Consider the following 18,139-nt stretch of genomic DNA (forward strand, 5'->3'; position numbering starts at 1 on the left):
TCGGCCTAATACGAGAAGGCCATCGGCTTGTCGGCGTCACGGGTGTCGCCGCCGATCTTCGTGGGCGGGTTGAGGTCGGCCTCGGTCAGCTCCGGCGGGCCGGCCTTGACGTACTTCGCGAGCAGCTTGACCTCGACGACGGCGAGGATCGCGTACAGCGCGGTGAACACGGTCATCGAGGTGAGGACCTCGCCCTGGGAGACACCGGGGGAGACCGCGTCCCGGGTCTGCAGGACACCGTAGACAGCCCACGGCTGGCGGCCCATCTCGGTGAAGATCCAGCCCCAGGAGTTGGCGATCAGCGGGAAGGCCAGCGTCCATATCGCGATGCGCCAGTACCAGGTGGTCAGCTTCGGACCGAGCGCCTTGTTCCTGTAGAGGACCAGGTGCGGCACCTCGTCGTCGCCGACCCTCAGATGCTGCGGAAGCATGAACCTCTTGCGGGTCAGCCAGAGCCCGGCCAGGCCGATCGCGAAGGACGCCATGCCGAAGCCGATCATCCAGCGGAAGCCCCAGAAGGTGACCGGGATGTTGGGCCGGTAGTCTCCGGGTCCGAACTGCTGCCGCTCGGCCTTGTTGACGTCGTTGATGCCCGGGATGTAGGACGTGAAGTCGTCGTTGGCGAGGAACGACAGCAGGCCCGGGACCTCGATGGCGACGCTGTTGTGGCCCTTCTCCACGTCGCCGTAAGCGAAGACCGAGAACGGCGCCGGCTCCTGGCCGTCCCACAGTGCCTCGGCGGCGGCCATCTTCATCGGCTGCTGCTTGAACATGACCTTGCCGAGCACGTCACCGCTGACCGCGGTGAGCAGACCGGCGATGACCACGGTGATCAGACCGAGCCGCAGCGAGGTCTTCATCTCACGGACGTGCTTCCTGCGGGCCAGGTGGTAGGCGGCGATGCCCACCATGAAGGCGCCGCCGGTCAGGAAGGCCGCGGACAGGGTGTGGAAGGCCTGGCTGAGCGCGGTGTTCTGGGTCAGCACGGCCCAGAAGTCGGTCAGTTCCGCGCGGCCCCTCGCCTTGTCGATCTTGTAGCCGACGGGGTGCTGCATCCAGGAGTTGGCCGCGAGGATGAAGTAGGCCGACAGGATCGTGCCGATCGAGACCATCCAGATGCAGGCCAGATGGATCCTCTTGGGCAGCTTGTCCCAGCCGAAGATCCACAGGCCGATGAAGGTGGACTCGAAGAAGAACGCGATCAAGGCCTCGAAGGCGAGCGGGGCACCGAAGATGTCACCGACGAACCGCGAGTAGTCCGACCAGTTCATGCCGAACTGGAACTCCTGCACGATGCCGGTGACCACGCCCATGGCGATGTTGATCAGGAAGAGCTTGCCCCAGAACTTGGTCGCTCTGAGGTACTTCTCGTTCTCCGTGCGCACCCAGGCCGTCTGCAGCCCGGCTGTGAGAGCGGCCAGGGAGATCGTCAGCGGGACGAACAGGAAGTGGTAGACGGTGGTGATGCCGAACTGCCAGCGCGCCAGTGTCTCCGGCGCCAGAGCCAGGTCCACGTCGTCACTCTCCTCACTCCGCCGAGACGCATCGGCGGTTTGCCCCTTTTGTTGCACACGTAAGGAGCAATCGGGACGCGCTTGTGAACGCGTTCACATTCACAAGCCATTATGACGCACACATATCCGCCAATCGAAGGGGGGTCCGGGTGACGTGGAGCGCATCCCGAAAAGACACGGGCGGGGTCGCCGTACGTCCTGATGACCGTACGGCGACCCCGCCCGAGCGGAACTGGTCGAGAACCAGCGCTGCCCGTCTAGAGCTCCTTGCGGAACGCCTCCGCCGCCTTGAGGAAGATGTCGTTCGCCTCGGTCTCCCCGACCGTCACCCGCACGCCTTCGCCCGGGAACGGCCGGACCACGACACCGTGCCGCTCGCACGCCTGGGCGAACGCGAGCGTCCGCTCTCCCAGCCGCAGCCACACGAAGTTGGCCTGCGTCTCCGGCACCGTCCAGCCCTGGGAGCGCAGCGCGTCGACCACGCGCTTACGCTCGCACACCAGCGAGCCGACCCGGCCCAGCAGTTCGTCCTCGGCCCGCAGCGAGGCGATCGCCGCCTCCTGCGCGAGCTGGCTGACCCCGAACGGCACCGCCGTCTTGCGCAGTGCCGCCGCGACCGGCTCATGGGCGATCGCGAAACCGACCCGCAGGCCGGCCAGCCCGTAGGCCTTGGAGAAGGTCCGCAGCACGCAGACGTTGGGCCGCTCCCGGTACAGCTCGACGCCGTCGGGCACCTCGGGGTCGCGGATGAACTCCCGGTAGGCCTCGTCCAGCACCACCAGCACGTCACTCGGCACCCGGTCGAGGAACCGCTCGAGCTCGGCCCGCCGCACCACCGTGCCGGTCGGGTTGTTGGGGTTGCAGACGAAGATCAGACGCGTCCGGTCGGTGATCGCCTCGGCCATCGCGTCCAGGTCGTGCACATCGCCCGGGGTGAGCGGAACCTGCACCGACCGGGCGCCGCTGATCTGCGTGATGATCGGGTACGCCTCGAAGGACCGCCAGGCGTACATGACCTCGTCGCCGGGTCCGCTGGTGGCCTGGATCAGCTGCTGGGCGACGCCCACCGAACCGGTGCCGGTGGCCAGGTGGGACAGCGGCACACCGAAACGCTCGGACAACTCGTCCATCAGCCCGCTGCAGGCCATGTCCGGGTAGCGGTTGAAGTCGCAGGCCGCCGTGGTCACGCTCTCCATCACACCGGGCAGCGGCGGATACGGGTTCTCGTTGGAGGACAGCTTGTAGGCGACCGGCCCGCCGGCCGCGGCGGGCTTGCCCGGCTTGTAGGTGGGGATACCCTCCAGCTCGGCGCGCAGCTTGGGGCTCGTCTCGCTCACCGCAGTCCTCCTCGCGACCACCGGCGGACCGTCGACGCCGCCGGCTTCCAATACTGCTTACCTTATGAGGATTCGGCCCCGGTGCGTACAGGTGAGGGCCGCGGAATACCGAACTCTCGCCGGCTCCTCCGTCTCGCCGGCCACACCGGCATCAGGGGCATCACTACGCGAAGGCGTACGTATCGGGGGCGCGCCGCACATATATCTACGCGCCGGTGGCTCGCGCCGTGGCGCGCATCCCCCGTGAAGGTGAGTTGAGACCTCTTCGAGACATCGGGCACTTGGCAGGTCCATACGCGTCAACAAGACACGTCTTCACCCAGGGACCAGTAAGTGCCTTGTAATCCAAGGCAGTTGACCCATGCCGACCATGCAGAAACGTGCCTGTCAACGCGTGCATATGCGTCCGCACTACCCCACCGCATGAGCCCTACTATCGGCTCGCCATGACAGCAGCAGGGAAGCACCAGGTGAGCCGCGCGGAAACCTCACGTCGAGGCAGCCGGCCGGGCCGGGCGGGCATCAGAGACGTGGCCGCCGCCGCCGGGGTCTCCATCACGACCGTCTCCGACGCCCTCAACGGCAAGGGCCGGCTCCCGGACGCCACCCGGCGCCATGTCCGCGAGGTCGCCGACCGGCTGGGGTACCGTCCCTCGGCCGCCGCCCGCACCCTCCGTACCGGCAAGTCCGGTCTGATCGGCCTGACCGTGACGACGTACGGGGATGAACCTTTCACCTTCACCGAGTTCGCGTACTTCGCCGAGATGGCCCGGGCCGCCACTTCGGCCGCCCTCGCCCGCGGCTACGCGCTCGTCATCCTCCCGGCGACCTCCCGCCACGACGTCTGGTCCAACGTCGCCCTGGACGGCACGGTCGTCATCGACCCCTCCGACCAGGACCCGGTCGTGAGCGAACTGGTCCGCCAGGGGCTGCCGGTCGTGTCCGACGGGCGCCCGGCCGGCTCGCTCCCGGTCACCGCCTGGGTCGACAACGATCACGAGGCCGCCGTACTGGGCATCCTCGACCACCTCGCCGCCGCCGGCGCCCGCCGCATCGGTCTGCTCACGGGCACCACGACGGACACGTACACCCACCTGTCGACCACCGCCTACCTGCACTGGTGCGAGCGCGTCGGCCAGGATCCGGTCTACGAGGCCTACCCGGCGCACGACCCGTGCGCGGGCGCCGTCGCCGCCGACCGGCTGCTCGCCCGCCCCGACCGGCCCGACGCCGTCTACGGCCTGTTCGACCCCAACGGCACCGACCTGCTCGCCGCCGCCCGCCGCTACGGGCTCCGTGTCCCCGACGACCTGCTGCTGGTGTGCTGCAGCGAGTCCACGGTGTACGCCAGCACCGAGCCGCCCATCACCACCCTCTCCCTGAAGCCGCGCCGTATCGGCACCGCCGTCGTGCAGTTGCTCATCGACGCCATCGAGGGCGTCGAGTCGGACCACCCGGTCGAGCAGGTGATACCGACCGAGCTGATCGTGCGCACCTCCTCCCAGCGGCGCTCCCCGCGCACGACGGTCAGCCCGCCGCGCACACCGGACGACAAGTAGCGCGCCGAAGCGGCTCCCTGAGGCACCTACCGGTGCTCCGGGGCGCGGAGGCCGGGGACCGGTGACCGGCAAGCGGGCGACGGCGGCCGCAGGGGGCCGGCCGCCGTGCGAACATCTGCCCAAACGGGGCGAAAGCCGCAGCGTGCCGCAGTCTTGTTCCGATTCACCACCCCTGGGTCATCACACGGCGCGACGAGCGTTCCTATGATGGGCCCACGACACCGTGGACCGCTGCGACCAGGCAGTCCGAAGCGGTGCAGCTGCGGCGCGATGGTGGAGGGGTCTGATGACTCAGGGGGCCGGTCAGGGACCCGAGGTGGAGCGGACGGCGACGCTGCGCGACTTCCGGGTGCCGGCGTACGTCCACGAGACCGGTCCGTTCGTCCGAGACGTGCATCCGGGCGACACCGCCCCGCCCGCCGACGAGGTGTACTCCGAGGGCTACACGCCCACCCAGCGCGACCTGCCCGTCATCAACCGCGGCGACACCGTCCAGGTGCCCGTCGAACCGGTCCCCGCCGCCCCGGCGCCGCCGCCGGCCACCGGCCCCGGACCGCTGTACGTCGTCGGTGACGTCCACGGCTACCTCGACGAACTGCTCGCCGCCCTGCAGGAGCAGGGGCTGGTCAACGCCTCGGGCGAGTGGTGCGCCGGCACCGCCCGGCTGTGGTTCCTGGGCGACTTCACCGACCGCGGCCCCGACGGCATCGGCGTCATCGACCTGGTGATGCGGCTGTCCGCCGAGGCGGCCGCGGCCGGCGGCTACTGCAAGGCCCTCATGGGAAACCACGAGCTGCTGCTCCTCGGGGCCAAGCGGTTCGGCGACACCCCGGTCCACTCCGGCGCGGGCACCGCCACCTTCCAGGCGGCCTGGCTGCTCAACGGCGGCCAGAAGACCGACATGGACCGCCTCCAGGACCACCACCTGCAGTGGATGGCCCGCCTGGACGCCGTCGAGGAGGTCGACGGCTACCTGCTCGTCCACTCCGACACCACCGCCTACCTCGACTACGGCGACTCGATCGAAGCGGTCAACGACACCGTCCGCGAAGCGCTGACCCGCAACGACGCCGACGAGGTCTGGGACCTGTTCCGCAAGTTCACCAAGCGCTTCTCCTTCCGCGACGAGGGCGGGGCCGACGCCGTCCGCTCCCTCCTCGATACGTACGGCGGCAACCGGGTCGTTCACGGACACAGCCCCATCCCCTACCTCCTCGGCGAGGTCGGCTCCGAGGACGGCGAGGAGAACAGCGGCCCGGTCGTCGAGGGACCCCACGTGTACGCGGGCGGGCTCGCCATCGCCATGGACGGCGGCGTGACCATGGCCGGGAAGCTGCTGGTCCGGCAACTTCCCCTGGACAACTGACCGTTCCCGCGACAGGCCGTCCCCGGCGCGGTACGCGCGCAGGCGGAACGCAATTTCCGGCAACCCCCTGTCACCGTGTACCGCCACGGCTCTACCATCGGTTGTCCGTAACAGGCTCCCCTCCGTTTCTGCCCGACGGCTCGCCGGCGTGCGAGCCCCAGCCCTACGGAGCATCGGGGGATGCACATGAACAGCGTTCCGCAGCACCTGCAGAGCGAGGACCGCCAGGAGTTCGAGCGGCTCCTCGATGAGGCGCTGCGCTCCGCCCCGCACCGGCCGGAGCCGGCCGCTGCCGGACAGCGGCTCGGCCCCGGACAACTGCGCACCATGGCGCTCGACGCCATGGCCCTGATCACCGAGGCCGCGGCGGCCGAGTACCAGCACTACGTGCAGATCCGCGACGAACTGCGCCAACCGGCGCTGTCCGCGCCCCCGGTCCCCGGCGACACCGCACCGGCGGACTCGGTCCCGGCCACGGCGACTCCCACCGCCCCCCTCGGCACGCCGGCCGCTGCCGGCGAGGCCACCGGCGCGGGCGCGATCGCGGTCGTCGCCGTACTGGCACCGGTCCTGTCCGGGACCGCTGCGGCGATCTTCCTGCTCGTCGGCTGGATCCTGAAGATGCTGGACGCCGGGCAGCCCGTCGCCAGGACCATGCTCACCGTGGGCTGGGTGTTCGGCGCCGTCACCGCCGCCGGGATCCTCGTCGCCGCCGCCGGACTGCTCCTCACCGCCCTGCGCAACGGCGCCGGCACTTCGGCGGAGAGCCGGGCGCGGGACGCGGCGCACGAGGAGCTGGCCAGGGCCAGGGAGGCCTGGCGGAGCGCTCTGCTGGAGCGGGGCATCCTGCCGTTCCTGCAGGAGGCCCTCGCCGAGTCCGGCCCCGCGGCCCCGCACCGGACGGCCCCGCCCGCCACGACCGGCCGCATGCCGCGCCTGGGATACGACCGCCCCGGTTTCAGCAGCCCCGACGACGGCACCGGCTCCGGCCGGCCGAGCTTCTCCAGCCCCGACTACACGAGCCCGGACTTCGGCGGCCCCGAGCACCTGCCGGAGTGAGACCGGTGCCGGTGGACAGGGGCGGTGCCGTCCAGCGCGCTCGGCCGGGCACCGCCCTCGCCCCCGTCAGTCGGCGATCGGCAGGTAGACCCGGTTCCCGCTCTCCGCGAACTCCTTGGACTTCTGGAGCATCCCCTCGGCGATCTCCTCGGAAGACGCCCCGTCGGCCGCCGCTCCGCCGAACCGCTCCGTGATGCTCTGGCTGATTTTCATGCTGCAGAACTTGGGCCCGCACATGGAGCAGAAGTGGGCCGTCTTGGCAGGTTCCGCCGGGAGCGTCTCGTCGTGGTACTCCCGTGCCGTGTCGGGGTCCAGAGCGAGGTTGAACTGGTCCTCCCAGCGGAACTCGAAGCGGGCGTCGGACAGGGCGTCGTCCCACTCCTGCGCGCCCGGATGGCCCTTGGCGAGGTCGGCCGCGTGCGCGGCGATCTTGTAGGTGATGACACCGGTCTTGACGTCGTCGCGGTTGGGCAGCCCCAGGTGCTCCTTCGGCGTGACGTAGCAGAGCATCGCCGTGCCCCACCAGGCGATCATCGCCGCACCGATGCCGGAGGTGATGTGGTCGTAGGCCGGCGCGACGTCCGTGGTCAGCGGGCCGAGCGTATAGAACGGAGCTTCGTCGCAGATCTCCTGCTGAAGGTCGATGTTCTCCTTGATCTTGTGCATCGGGACGTGTCCCGGGCCCTCGATCATGGTCTGTACGTCGAAACGCCTGGCGATCCGGTTGAGTTCCCCGAGCGTGCGCAACTCCGCGAACTGGGCGTCGTCGTTGGCGTCGGCGATCGAGCCGGGCCGCAGGCCGTCGCCCAGCGAGTACGTGACGTCGTAGGCGGCGAGGATCTCGCACAGCTCCTCGAAGTTCTCGTACAGGAACGACTCCTTGTGGTGCGCCAGACACCACGCGGCCATGATCGAGCCGCCGCGCGAGACGATGCCGGTCTTGCGGTTGGCGGTCAGCGGCACATAGGCGAGCCGCACACCGGCGTGGACGGTCATGTAGTCCACGCCCTGCTCGGCCTGCTCGATGACCGTGTCCTTGTAGATCTCCCAGGTGAGTTCCTCGGCCCTGCCGTCGACCTTCTCCAGGGCCTGGTAGAGCGGCACCGTACCGATGGGGACGGGGGAGTTGCGCAGCACCCATTCGCGGGTCGTGTGGATGTTGCGGCCGGTGGACAGGTCCATGACCGTGTCGGCGCCCCAGCGGGTCGCCCAGGTCATCTTCTCGACCTCCTCCTCGATGGAGGAGGTAACCGCCGAGTTGCCGATGTTGGCGTTCACCTTCACCAGGAACCGCTTGCCGATGATCATCGGCTCGATCTCCGGGTGGTTGACGTTGGCCGGCAGCACCGCGCGGCCCGCCGCGATCTCCTCACGCACCACCTCGGGAGAGACGTTCTCCCGGAGGGCCACGTACTCCATCTCGGGGGTGACCTCCCCCCTGCGTGCGTACGCGAGCTGCGTGACCGCCTGACCCTCACGTCCGCGGCGCGGCTGGCGCGGGCGGCCGGGGAAGACGGCGTCCAGGTTCCGCAGGCCGCCTCGGGGCGCGGTGTGCTTGATGCCGTCGTCCTCGGGACGGACGGGACGGCCCGCGTACTCCTCCGTATCGCCGCGGGAGACGATCCAGTTCTCCCGCAGGGGCGGCAGGCCCCTGCGGACATCGGTGTCGACGAGCGGATCGGTGTACGGGCCCGAGGTGTCGTACAAGGTGACCGACTGCCCGTTGGTGAGATGCACCTGACGGACCGGCACCCGCAGGTCGGGGCGTGAACCCTCGACGTACGCCTTGTGCCAGCCGATGGACTTCCCGGCCTCCTGGGACGTGTCGTCCTGGGCGGAGGCAGGCGTGCGTGCGTCCTTGTTGGTCATGAGACCTACTCCCTACGCCGGCATTACCCGGTAACAGGTTCGGCGGTCGACGCAGCGGCTTCCGTCTGCTGACGTTTCACGTGGAACACCGTTCGTTCCCCATGAAGCATCGCGTGAACGGAGGTCAGCGCCCTCTCAGCCCGGTGCTCCGAGCTCCCGCGTGTGCAAAGGTGCCTCCACGCTAGCGTCATGTGTGGCGCGGTGAACAGTGGGCACCCGCCGGACTTGCGATGATCGGGCGGTGACCAGGATGGATCGGTACCCGTACCAGACGCCCGAGCCGCGCCACCCGGACCCCGTGTCCCCAGGTGGCGAGCAGGAATCCGGCAAAGCCGCCCCCGGTGCCGGCCACAGGCTTGGGCACGGTCATGGCCACGCGCACGGCCACGGCCACGGTCACGGGCCCGCCGCGCCCGTCTCCCAGCACTTGCGGAAGGTCATCGCGGCGATCCTGGTCCCGTTCACGGTGGCGGTCCTGGTCGGGCTGGTGGTGCTGTGGCCCGGGTCAGCCCCGTCGCACAAACACACGGGCGTCGGTTTCGACCGCCAGACGCAACAGGCCACGGTCACCAGGGTGGTCGAGGTGAGCTGCGGATCGGTGAGCGGCTCCAGTGGCACACCGGCGGGCGGCACATCCACCGCCGTGGGCGGTTCCGCGGTGCGGCAGGGCGGTGGTACCTGCAAGAAGGCGACCGTCCGGGTGGACACCGGCGAGGACACGGGCCGTACGTTCACCGAAATCGTGCAGCCGGACCAGACACGGCAGTTGCACCCGGGCGAGAAGGTCGTGGTCGCCTACGAGCCCTCGGCGCCCGAGGAGCTGCAGTACTCGGTGACGGACGTGGACCGGAAGTTCCCGATGGCACTGCTCGCGGGTGTCTTCGCGCTCGCGGTCGTCGTGGTGGGCCGGCTGCGCGGGGTCATGGCGCTGGTCGCGCTGGCCGTGAGCTTTCTGGTGCTGACGCTGTTCATCCTTCCCGCGATCCTGCAGGGGGCGAATCCCCTGCTGGTGGCCGTCGTCGGGTCTAGCGCGATCATGCTCATCGCGCTCTACATGTGCCACGGGCTGTCGGCCCGGACGTCGGTCGCGGTGCTCGGGACCCTGGCCTCCCTCCTGCTGATCGGCCTTCTGGGCTCCGAGTTCATCGACTGGGCGGCGCTCACCGGCAACACGGACGACAGCACCGGCCTGATCCACGGTCTGTACCCGTCGATCGACATGAGCGGTCTGCTGCTGGCCGGCGTCATCATCGGTTCGCTCGGCGTCCTGGACGATGTGACGGTGACGCAGACGTCGGCCGTCTGGGAGTTGCACGAGGCCAATCCGTCGATGGGCTGGCGGGGGCTGTACCGGGCGGCCATACGCATCGGCCGCGATCACATCGCGTCCGTCGTCAACACCCTCGTCCTCGCCTACGCCGGCGCCGCGTTGCCGTTGCTGCTGCTGTTCTCGATCGCGCGGAGCAGTGTCGGTGCAGTGACCAACAGCGAGTTGGTGGCCGAGGAGATCGTGCGCACGCTGGTGGGCTCGATCGGGCTGGTCGCCTCGGTACCGGTCACGACCGCCCTCGCCGCGCTGGTGGTGTCGGCCGACCGGCCGGTGCCGGCTGTCCCGGCCTCGGCGACGGCCCAGCCCGCTCCGGCCCGCACCGGCCGGGGGCGGCGCCGGAAGCGCTGAGCCCGGCGCCGCCCCCCACCGGACGCGCCCCCCTTGTGCAGAAGCGTTCCTGCACCGGTCCGTGCGACATGGCGGAGCGCCCGGCGCCCTGTGCCGTGACGTGTCAGCCCGCGCTCTGCTCCTCTGCCAGGATGCGGTCCAGGGCCTCGTCGAGATGGGCGTCGAAGTCGGCCAGCGCGCCCTCCTGACCGAGCGGGACGAGCTTGTCCGTCCGGTCGAGGAAGGCCACGAGCGGCGGCGCCGACGAGCGGAACAGCGCCTGATCGCTGCCGACCTGAAGGCGGATCAGCACCTCGCCCAGCACTCCCGCGTCGACGGGAGCGATGTGCACGTCCCCCTCCCCGCACGGCCGGCCCACTCCGTCGATCAGCAGTTCGCGGCCGAAGGCCCAGGTCACCGGCGCGTCACCAGGCAGATGGAAAGTGAGTCGCACGGCGTAGGGATCACAGGTCTCGTAGCGCAGCTCCACCGGGATGCGGAAGGAGAGCTCCTCCGACACGAGAAAGCTCATCATGACTTCTGCCTGTACGGACTCGCGCATCGCCTATCCCGTCATATGACATCGACTGGCCGGGAATGATCCCTTTGACCGTGGGGAAATCTTGCTGAAAGTGCACAGCAGATCACAAGGAGTAAGTTTTCAAATGCTGATAGAGAGGGTGAGCGACCCGAGGTGGCGCCCGATCTCCCGCTGCAACCGGTGGGCCGCTGGCAGCAGCCGGTCGGCCTGGCGGGCGGGCAGCGAGATGGCCATCGTGGCGGCGGTCGCGCCGACCGTGATCGGAACCGCCGCGCAGACCGTGCCGGGCGCGTACTCCTGACGCTCCACCACCGCCTCCATGCGCCGCATGCGGGCCAGGCGCCGCAGCAGGGCATCGCTGTCCCGCACGGTGTAGGGGGTGATGGCCTGTACGGGGTAGCGGGCGAGGTGGTCCCGCCGGGCGTCCTCGTCCAGCTGGGAGAGCAGGCACTGTCCGATGGCGTGGGCGTGGCCGGTCTCGCGGAAGTCGGCCCACTCCTCGACCGCGGGCGTCTCCGGGGAGTCGGCGACGCACAGGACATCGATCTCGCCGTCCCGGTACATGGCGTAGTACACCGGTACACCGATGGAATCGCGCCAGTGTGCCAGTGCGTCCGCCACCGTGCTGCGACGTTTCTGCTGTGCTCCGCTGCTGTTCAGCCGCTCTGTGGCCTCGCCGAGGAAGAACAGCCCCTTCTCCCGGCGCAGATAACCCTCGTGAACGAGGGTGCGCAGCAGGTGGTACGCGGTGGGCAGGGCGAGGCCGGTCTCGCGGGCGAGTTGCTTGGCGGTGGCGCCGTGACCGTGTGCGGCGACGCTCTCCAGCAGCCGCATGGCCCGCTGGACGGATCCGATGAGGGTCGCCGCGGCCGGCGGGCCGGGCGCGCCCCGGGGCGGCCGACGTCCGGTGACGTCCGTCGTGGGCACTTGCCCTGGGGGGTCCGCGCAGTGTGGCTGCCCGGGGACGACGACGGCGGGCGGCCGGGGGGCCGGGGGCGCGCAGGAACGGGGTGAGGCGGGGGGTGCGTGGGATTCTGCGGGTGCGGTGTCAACCGTGGCCAAGGGTCACTCCCGAAGCGCGAGTGGGGGCAGCCCGTGCGGGGGGTAGAGCACGGATGGGGTCTGCGCCGCCACGGGGCCGGGCCCCGTGGGGAGTTTCGGACTCTAATCGTCTGCCACCGCGTGCAGACGGCCCGACGGGGAAACTTCCCTCCCTTGAGGGAACCGGCGCCCGTTCTCGTTCACCGGTCCCCCGCGACTCACCAGTCGCTGCGCGACGAGGAACTCGACAGGAACTTGCGCACGATGTAGATCAGTCCGCCCACCAGCGCGACGAAGATCAGCGCCTTGAACAGCAGGCCGATGACGAATCCCACCACGGTCAGTATCAGACTGCCGAACACGACCAGGGCGATGACCGGCACCGCGACCCACTTCACCCACCACGGCAGCCCCGCGAAGATCTGTCGCATCGCCCTCGTCCTTTGCTCTCTCGTACGTTGTCGGAGTCTCTGCACTCGATGCTAGGGCCGCGGACGGGACCCGCGGGGGCTCCGCATCCCTTGTCTCCCCCTGACCCGTCCCCTAGGGAACCCCGGGTGGCGGCTCACGCCTCGGGGGGAGAGAAGACGACGAGCACCCTCAGGTCCTCGCTGATGTGGTGGAACTTGTGCGCGACTCCGGCCGGTACGTACACGACGCTGCCCCGCGCCACGTCGGTCGTCTCCAGCCCGACGGTGATCGACGCCCGGCCGCTGACCACGAAGTACACCTCGTCCTGGCCGTGCGGCTGCTGCGGGTCGTGCGCGCCCGCGTCGAGGGCGTACAGGCCGACCGACATGTTCCGCTCCCGCAGGAACTGCAGGTAGGCACCCTCGTTGGCGGCGCGTTCCGCCTCCAGTTCGTCCAGCCGGAATGCCTTCATCGCCGCTGCCGCCCTCATCTCACTGCTCAGTCACGATCCGGTCTGCCACGATCAGACACATGAAGAATTTTGTAGTCAAGACGATCGTCAACGCGGGCGCCCTGGCGGTCGCGGTGTGGCTGCTCGACAAGATCACCCTCACCGGTGACAGCACTGCCAAGAAGACCGGCACGCTGATCGTGGTCGCACTGATCTTCGGTTTGGTGAACTGGCTGGTCAAGCCGATCGTGAAGGTACTGACCTTCCCCTTGTTCATCCTGACCCTCGGACTGATCACCCTGATCGTCAACGCGCTGATGCTGCTGCTGACCTCCTGGGTGTGCGGCAAGCTCGATCTGAGCTTCCACGTGGACGGCTTCTGGACGGCCGTGCTCGGTGGCCTGATCGTCTCCGTCGTCTCCTGGGCGCTGCACGTCGTACTGCCCGACGAGGACTGAGCACGACATGACCTACCGCGTCTGCTTCGTGTGCACCGGCAACATCTGCCGCTCCCCGATGGCCGAGTCCGTCTTCCGCGCGCGCGTGGCCGAGGCCGGTCTCGAGGAGCGGGTGCGGGTGGACAGCGCCGGCACCGGCGGCTGGCACGAGGGGGAGGCCGCCGACCCGCGCACCGTCTCGGTCCTCGAGGAGCACGGCTACGGCACCGAGCACGTCGCCCGTCGGTTCGAGCCGTCATGGTTCGGCCTGCTCGACCTGGTGATCGCTCTCGACCGGAGCCATCTCAAGGCCCTGCGCCGTCTCGCGCCCACCGAGGAGGACGCGCGCAAGATCCGCCTGTTGCGGTCCTACGGTCCCGAGGGGGGCGACGATCTCGACGTACCGGATCCCTACTACGGGGGCCGGGACGGCTTCGAGGAGTGTCTTGAGATGGTGGAAGCGGCGAGCGACGGCCTGCTCGCCGCCGTACGGGAACAACTGGAGGGACGGGCCGCATGAGCGACACCACCGAGGACGCGGCGACCGCCGGCGACGGCACGCGCGCCGTACGGGCGGGACTGCCCGAGCCGGTCAAGCACGAGCCGACCCTGCCCGGACCGGTGTTCGCGGCGCATTTCCACCTGCCGGGCGAGGTGACGGGACCGTACCTGTACGGCCGTGACGACAATCCGACCTGGACGCTGCTGGAGCGTGCCATCGGCGAGCTGGAGGCGCCCGGTCACGAGGACGTCGAGACGCTGGTGTTCGCCTCCGGCATGGCGGCGATCTCCGCGGTGCTGTTCTCCCAGCTGCGCGCCGGGGACGTGGCCGTACTGCCCTCCGACGGCTACCAGGTGCTGCCGCTGGTCCGCGCCCAGCTGGAGGCCTACGGCGTCGAGGTGCGCACGGCGCCCACCGGCGGCGACGCTCAGCTGGAGGTGCTCGACGGTGCGCGGCTGCTGTGGATCGAGTCCCCGTCGAATCCCGGACTCGACGTGTGCGACATCCGGAGGCTGGTGGCGGCGGCCCACGCCGGCGGCGCCCTGGTGGCCGTCGACAACACCCTCGCCACCCCGCTCGGGCAGCGTCCGCTCGAGCTCGGAGCCGACTTCTCCGTGGCCAGCGGCACCAAGCAGCTCACCGGGCACGGAGACGTCCTCCTGGGCTACGTCACCGGCCGCGACGCGGAGGCGATGGCCGCCGTACGCCGCTGGCGCAAGATCGTGGGGGCCATCCCGGGGCCCATGGAGGCCTGGCTCGCGCACCGGTCGATCGCGACACTGCAGCTGCGCGTCGACCGGCAGAACGCCACCGCCCTGCGGGTCGCCGAGGCCCTGCGGCGACGGCCCGAGGTGTCCGGCCTGCGCTACCCCGGGCTGCCCGACGACCCGTCGCACAAGATCGCCTCGCAGCAGATGCGCCGCTACGGCTGCGTCGTCTCCTTCGAGCTGCCCACCCGCGCGCGTGCCGAGCGTTTCCTGCAGGCCCTGCGCCTCGTGGAGGACGCGACGAGCTTCGGCGGGGTCCGTTCCACGGCCGAACGCCGCCGCCGCTGGGGCGGGGATGCGGTCTCCGAGGGCTTCATCCGTATGTCGGTCGGTGCGGAGGACCCCGAGGACCTGGTGGCCGATCTGCTGCGGGCCCTGGACGAGTCCGCCGGCTGAGCGCGGACGCGCCGGCCGGGTGAGCCGGGAACGCGTCCACTCGCTGCCGCTGGACGACGGTCCGAGCCTCCCCCCTCGTGACTCGGACCGTCGGCGGTTCCGCGAGCGAAGAACCGTGTGACCAAGGCTAATTGACTCTCTGTCAGTGTCCAATCACGCTAGCGACAGCGACCTATCGACTTATTTATAGTTGGGACCTGCCCGGGGGCTGGAGGACGACAGGGAGAGGGGAGGACCATGGACCTGGCCTTGCTGCGGACCTTCGTCACCGTGCACCGGGCCGGTTCCTTCACTCGCGCCGCCGCCCTGCTCGGGCTTTCCCAGCCCGCGGTCACCTCACAGATCCGTACGCTGGAACGCCAGCTCGGCAGGCCCCTCTTCCTTCGCCAGGCCCGCGGGGTGACTCCGACGACCATCGGCGACGAACTGGCGCACAAGGCCGCTCCCCACCTCGACGCGCTGGTGGAGATAGCCGAGGGCGGTCTGGACGACGAGTCGTCCTTGAGGACGCTGCACCTGGCCGGCCCACCCGAGTTCACCGCCGAACGCGCCCTGCCGGCCCTCACCGAACTGGCCGGCGACGACGGCCAGGGCTTCGCGCTGCGCGCCTCCTTCGGCACCGCGGAGGAAGCGCTGGAGGGGCTCGCCGCCGGACACCATGATCTGGCCATCAGCACGGCCCGGCCCCGTGGGGCCCTGCTCACCGCCACGCCACTGTGCGACGAGGAACACGTGCTGGTCGCCGCACCGCGCTGGGCGCGGCGGATCGGCCCGGACGCGCTGCGGCTGAAGGGAGCACCCGCCCTGGAGAATCTCCCCGTCGTCGAGGTCCACGAGTCGCTGCCCTTCGTCTCGCGGTACTGGGCCTCCGTCTTCGACTCCCGCCCGGCCACCTCCGGCACAGTCATCGTCCCGGATCTGCGAGCCGTACTCGCCTGTGCGATCGCAGGTGCCGGGCTGGCGGTGCTGCCCCACTATCTGTGCCTCCCCGCCATCGACCACGGCGCGATCGTCACCCTGCACGATCCGGCGGTGCCTCCCCTGCGCACGTACTTCCTGGTCACACGCACCGGAACGCTGGCCATGCCGCATGTGGCCCGGGCGCACGAGTGGCTCCAGCGTGCGGCCGTGACGTGGGGCTGAGCCCCGATCCCGGTTGGATACGCACTGGGGTCGCGGGCCGATGTTTCACGTGGAACCAGCCGGGCCACATTTCTCCCATGACCGTCCGACCCGTGGTCAAGCGCACCGCCCGTGCCGTTCTCCTGGACGGTGACGACCTGATCCTGATCAAGCGCACCAAGCCCGGCGTCGATCCCTACTGGGTCACGCCCGGTGGCGGGGTCGAGCCCCGGGACTCCACCGTCGTGGACGCCCTGCATCGAGAGGTGTACGAGGAACTGGGGGCCAAGATCGCCGATGTGGTGCCGTGCTTCGTGGACACCGTCGAGCACATCGGCGAGGACGGCGGCGCCACCGGTGTGAAGGTGCAGCACTTCTTCGTCTGCCGGCTGGAGTCCATGGACCCGTCCCTGCGCCACGGCCCCGAAGTGGACGAGCCGGCGGGTGAGTACGAGATCGTCCGTATCCCGTTCACCCGTGTCGGCATCGCCTCCGTCCATCTCGTCCCGCTCTCGCTGCGCCACTACCTGGACGGCAATATCGAGGGGGTGCGCGCCATGCACGCTCCCGACCTCGGGTAGCCCTGTTCCGAAGCTGCCGCGGGCTGGCGCACGGCTGCGGCATGGCGAAAAGCACGTGCGTTTGCATCGAAACAGGTGGACGCCGGGGGTCCCGGTCGGACAGCCTGACCTGCGTGCCTACTCCTTCTCTCGCCGCTCTGCCCATCCGCCGTCTGACGCTGCGCGATCTCCCCGCGTGTGCCGACCTGTCCGAAGACAGGGGGTGGCCACGCGAAGAGCACAAGTGGGGCTTCCTCCTCACGGCCGGAAAGGGCTTCGGCATCGACGACCCCGAGGGGGGCCTCGTGGCCGCGTGCGTCGTCACCGAGTACGGCTCCTGGGACCGGCTGGAACTGGCAGCCGTCGGCATGGTTCTGGTGGCCGCACGTCATGCCCGTCAGGGTGTCGGGCGTCGCCTGATGCGGCACGTCGTGTCCGCCATGGGAACCACCCCGCTGACCCTTCACGCCACCCCGTACGGCCGTCCCCTCTACGAGGAACTGGGCTTCAAGGTGACCGGCCGGGCGGAAATGCTGACCGGCCTCTTCACCGGTGAGCCCGAGTCCGGGGTGGCGACACGCGCGGCGACCGCGGAGGACCTGCCCGCGATCCTGCGTCTGGACGAGGAGGTGTTCGGCGCCGACCGCACGCCCCTCATCACCCGGCTGCCCGCCTTCGCCGACCAGTTGCGGGTCGCCGAGGAGGACGGCCGGATCATCGGATACGCGGCCGCGTGGCCCAACATGGACACCCATGTCGTCGGCCCGCTGATCGCCCGGGACACGGAGACCGCCAAGGCCCTCATCGCCTCGCTGGCCGCCCGTACCGACCGTCCGCTGCGCACCGACATCGACGTGCGTCACGAGGAACTGCTGGCGTGGGTGAAGGCGCGGGGACTGGCGTCCGTGACGTTCAACGCCGTGATGACCTACGGCGTCCCCGACCTTCCCGGGGACTGGACGCGTCGGTTCGCCCCGCTCACCGTGGCCGCGGGCTGAATCCTGGCACGCGAACGCCGGCCCCGCCGCCGCGAGCTGTGGGACCGGCGTTGTCGGTCCGGCCGGCCGTGGGATCAGGCGAGCGCCCTCACCGCCGTGGTGGCGAAGCCGTGGTCCTGCTGCGGCGCGCCGCCACCGACGCCGAGCGAACCGATCAGCCGACCGTCGCGGTGGACGGGGACACCGCCCGCGATGAACAGCAGGGGCCGGTCGAGGGCCGTGGGCAACGTGTGGAAGAGGCCGCCCGGCTGTACGGCGTCGACCAGATCGGCGGTGGGCGCGTTCAGCTGGAGAGCCGTGTAGGCCTTGCGGGTGCTGGTCTCGCCGGAGATCAGTACGGCCCGGTCGTCCCGTCGGAAGGCGAGCAGATGCCCGCCCGCGTCGAGGACGGTGACGCTGACGGTGACTCCGGCGTCCTCGGCCGCACTGCGAGCCGTGGCGACGAGCAGCTCGGCGTCCTCGATGGTCAGCGGGGCGACGGCGGTGGTGCTCATGGGCTTTCTCCTCGGTGGGGGTGAGCGGGTGCTTGCCGTACCGGGGCGTCCCCGGGTA

18 protein-coding genes are annotated in these 18,139 nt (G+C 69.9%); 10 read left to right on the forward strand and 8 right to left on the reverse strand.

Annotated features, from left to right (window positions below; translation table 11 throughout):
- Positions 1 to 5 precede the first annotated feature (5 nt).
- Both IE177_RS16050 and hisC read right to left on the reverse strand, forming a co-directional pair.
- Positions 6 to 1,514, reverse strand: a complete 1,509-nt coding sequence (locus IE177_RS16050) for a cytochrome ubiquinol oxidase subunit I (RefSeq protein ID WP_190016009.1) — start codon at positions 1,512 to 1,514, stop codon at positions 6 to 8.
- 257 nt (positions 1,515 to 1,771) lie between these two features.
- Entirely contained in the window at positions 1,772 to 2,851 is a 1,080-nt protein-coding gene (gene hisC, locus IE177_RS16055; protein ID WP_190016010.1) for a histidinol-phosphate transaminase, read from the reverse strand.
- Positions 2,852 to 3,297: 446 nt separating this feature from the next.
- Here hisC and IE177_RS16060 point away from each other — a divergent pair, with 446 nt between their 5' ends.
- The 3 genes from IE177_RS16060 (at position 3,298) to IE177_RS16070 (ending at position 6,835) form a co-directional block, all read left to right on the forward strand.
- Positions 3,298 to 4,410, forward strand: coding sequence for a LacI family DNA-binding transcriptional regulator (locus IE177_RS16060; protein ID WP_190016011.1), 1,113 nt, complete (start codon positions 3,298 to 3,300; stop codon positions 4,408 to 4,410).
- A gap of 286 nt (positions 4,411 to 4,696) precedes the next feature.
- Complete coding sequence (locus IE177_RS16065; protein WP_190016012.1) at positions 4,697 to 5,776, forward strand: metallophosphoesterase; 1,080 nt, start codon at positions 4,697 to 4,699, stop codon at positions 5,774 to 5,776.
- Positions 5,777 to 5,956: 180 nt separating this feature from the next.
- A complete protein-coding gene (locus IE177_RS16070; protein WP_190016013.1) occupies positions 5,957 to 6,835 on the forward strand; it encodes a hypothetical protein in 879 nt (292 codons plus the stop codon).
- A 66-nt stretch (positions 6,836 to 6,901) separates the two neighbouring features.
- On the opposite strand, the gene thiC is transcribed toward IE177_RS16070, so the two are convergent.
- The gene (thiC, locus tag IE177_RS16075) at positions 6,902 to 8,704 is read right to left on the reverse strand and encodes a phosphomethylpyrimidine synthase ThiC (RefSeq protein ID WP_190016014.1); all 1,803 of its coding nucleotides are present in this window, start codon (positions 8,702 to 8,704) and stop codon (positions 6,902 to 6,904) included.
- A 250-nt stretch (positions 8,705 to 8,954) separates the two neighbouring features.
- Between thiC and IE177_RS16080 the strand changes: the two genes are divergently transcribed.
- A complete protein-coding gene (locus tag IE177_RS16080; RefSeq protein ID WP_190016221.1) occupies positions 8,955 to 10,382 on the forward strand; it encodes a YibE/F family protein in 1,428 nt (475 codons plus the stop codon).
- A 103-nt stretch (positions 10,383 to 10,485) separates the two neighbouring features.
- Here IE177_RS16080 and IE177_RS16085 read toward each other — a convergent pair whose 3' ends face one another.
- The 4 genes from IE177_RS16085 to IE177_RS16100 all read right to left on the reverse strand — a co-directional run bounded on the left by IE177_RS16085 (position 10,486) and on the right by IE177_RS16100 (position 12,826).
- Positions 10,486 to 10,923 (reverse strand): SsgA family sporulation/cell division regulator, encoded by a 438-nt coding sequence (locus IE177_RS16085; protein ID WP_190016015.1) that lies wholly within the window; start codon positions 10,921 to 10,923, stop codon positions 10,486 to 10,488.
- A 99-nt stretch (positions 10,924 to 11,022) separates the two neighbouring features.
- On the reverse strand, positions 11,023 to 11,964 hold the full coding sequence (locus tag IE177_RS16090; protein WP_308431559.1) for an IclR family transcriptional regulator: 942 nt from the start codon (positions 11,962 to 11,964) through the stop codon (positions 11,023 to 11,025).
- Between the two features lie 197 nt (positions 11,965 to 12,161).
- Complete coding sequence (locus tag IE177_RS16095; RefSeq protein WP_190016016.1) at positions 12,162 to 12,374, reverse strand: DUF5326 family protein; 213 nt, start codon at positions 12,372 to 12,374, stop codon at positions 12,162 to 12,164.
- A gap of 134 nt (positions 12,375 to 12,508) precedes the next feature.
- Positions 12,509 to 12,826, reverse strand: a complete 318-nt coding sequence (locus IE177_RS16100; protein ID WP_190016017.1) for a cupin domain-containing protein — start codon at positions 12,824 to 12,826, stop codon at positions 12,509 to 12,511.
- Between the two features lie 59 nt (positions 12,827 to 12,885).
- Between IE177_RS16100 and IE177_RS16105 the strand changes: the two genes are divergently transcribed.
- The 6 genes from IE177_RS16105 (at position 12,886) to IE177_RS16130 (ending at position 17,587) form a co-directional block, all read left to right on the forward strand.
- Positions 12,886 to 13,263, forward strand: coding sequence for a phage holin family protein (locus IE177_RS16105; protein WP_190016018.1), 378 nt, complete (start codon positions 12,886 to 12,888; stop codon positions 13,261 to 13,263).
- 7 nt (positions 13,264 to 13,270) lie between these two features.
- Positions 13,271 to 13,762, forward strand: a complete 492-nt coding sequence (locus tag IE177_RS16110) for a low molecular weight protein-tyrosine-phosphatase (RefSeq protein WP_190016019.1) — start codon at positions 13,271 to 13,273, stop codon at positions 13,760 to 13,762.
- The gene (locus tag IE177_RS16115; protein WP_190016020.1) at positions 13,759 to 14,907 is read left to right on the forward strand and encodes a cystathionine gamma-lyase; all 1,149 of its coding nucleotides are present in this window, start codon (positions 13,759 to 13,761) and stop codon (positions 14,905 to 14,907) included. The genes IE177_RS16110 and IE177_RS16115 overlap by 4 nt, the downstream gene beginning before the upstream one ends.
- A gap of 237 nt (positions 14,908 to 15,144) precedes the next feature.
- The gene (locus IE177_RS16120; protein WP_190016021.1) at positions 15,145 to 16,050 is read left to right on the forward strand and encodes a LysR family transcriptional regulator; all 906 of its coding nucleotides are present in this window, start codon (positions 15,145 to 15,147) and stop codon (positions 16,048 to 16,050) included.
- 77 nt (positions 16,051 to 16,127) lie between these two features.
- On the forward strand, positions 16,128 to 16,610 hold the full coding sequence (locus tag IE177_RS16125) for an NUDIX domain-containing protein (RefSeq protein ID WP_190016022.1): 483 nt from the start codon (positions 16,128 to 16,130) through the stop codon (positions 16,608 to 16,610).
- A 113-nt stretch (positions 16,611 to 16,723) separates the two neighbouring features.
- The gene (locus IE177_RS16130) at positions 16,724 to 17,587 is read left to right on the forward strand and encodes a GNAT family N-acetyltransferase (protein WP_190016023.1); all 864 of its coding nucleotides are present in this window, start codon (positions 16,724 to 16,726) and stop codon (positions 17,585 to 17,587) included.
- A gap of 74 nt (positions 17,588 to 17,661) precedes the next feature.
- Here IE177_RS16130 and IE177_RS16135 read toward each other — a convergent pair whose 3' ends face one another.
- Positions 17,662 to 18,081: a GlcG/HbpS family heme-binding protein gene (locus IE177_RS16135; RefSeq protein ID WP_190016024.1), complete on the reverse strand. Its 420-nt coding sequence runs from the start codon at positions 18,079 to 18,081 to the stop codon at positions 17,662 to 17,664.
- Between the last annotated feature and the right edge of the window lie 58 nt (positions 18,082 to 18,139).

The sequence above is a fragment of the Streptomyces lucensis JCM 4490 genome (assembly GCF_014650035.1).
In the GTDB taxonomy this organism is placed as follows: Bacteria; Actinomycetota; Actinomycetes; order Streptomycetales; family Streptomycetaceae; genus Streptomyces; species Streptomyces lucensis.

What these genes read in the sequence shown, in the direction of transcription:
- thiC (WP_190016014.1), bottom strand. Translation starts at nt 8,704, where the DNA reads ATGACCAACAAGGACGCACGCACGCCTGCCTCCGCCCAGGACGACACG.
- IE177_RS16095 (WP_190016016.1), bottom strand. Translation starts at nt 12,374, where the DNA reads ATGCGACAGATCTTCGCGGGGCTGCCGTGGTGGGTGAAGTGGGTCGCG.
- IE177_RS16085 (WP_190016015.1), bottom strand. Translation starts at nt 10,923, where the DNA reads ATGCGCGAGTCCGTACAGGCAGAAGTCATGATGAGCTTTCTCGTGTCG.
- IE177_RS16110 (WP_190016019.1), top strand. Translation starts at nt 13,271, where the DNA reads ATGACCTACCGCGTCTGCTTCGTGTGCACCGGCAACATCTGCCGCTCC.
- IE177_RS16120 (WP_190016021.1), top strand. Translation starts at nt 15,145, where the DNA reads ATGGACCTGGCCTTGCTGCGGACCTTCGTCACCGTGCACCGGGCCGGT.
- IE177_RS16080 (WP_190016221.1), top strand. Translation starts at nt 8,955, where the DNA reads ATGGATCGGTACCCGTACCAGACGCCCGAGCCGCGCCACCCGGACCCC.
- IE177_RS16100 (WP_190016017.1), bottom strand. Translation starts at nt 12,826, where the DNA reads ATGAAGGCATTCCGGCTGGACGAACTGGAGGCGGAACGCGCCGCCAAC.
- IE177_RS16115 (WP_190016020.1), top strand. Translation starts at nt 13,759, where the DNA reads ATGAGCGACACCACCGAGGACGCGGCGACCGCCGGCGACGGCACGCGC.
- IE177_RS16125 (WP_190016022.1), top strand. Translation starts at nt 16,128, where the DNA reads ATGACCGTCCGACCCGTGGTCAAGCGCACCGCCCGTGCCGTTCTCCTG.
- IE177_RS16070 (WP_190016013.1), top strand. Translation starts at nt 5,957, where the DNA reads ATGCACATGAACAGCGTTCCGCAGCACCTGCAGAGCGAGGACCGCCAG.
- IE177_RS16060 (WP_190016011.1), top strand. Translation starts at nt 3,298, where the DNA reads ATGACAGCAGCAGGGAAGCACCAGGTGAGCCGCGCGGAAACCTCACGT.
- IE177_RS16065 (WP_190016012.1), top strand. Translation starts at nt 4,697, where the DNA reads ATGACTCAGGGGGCCGGTCAGGGACCCGAGGTGGAGCGGACGGCGACG.
- IE177_RS16105 (WP_190016018.1), top strand. Translation starts at nt 12,886, where the DNA reads ATGAAGAATTTTGTAGTCAAGACGATCGTCAACGCGGGCGCCCTGGCG.
- IE177_RS16135 (WP_190016024.1), bottom strand. Translation starts at nt 18,081, where the DNA reads ATGAGCACCACCGCCGTCGCCCCGCTGACCATCGAGGACGCCGAGCTG.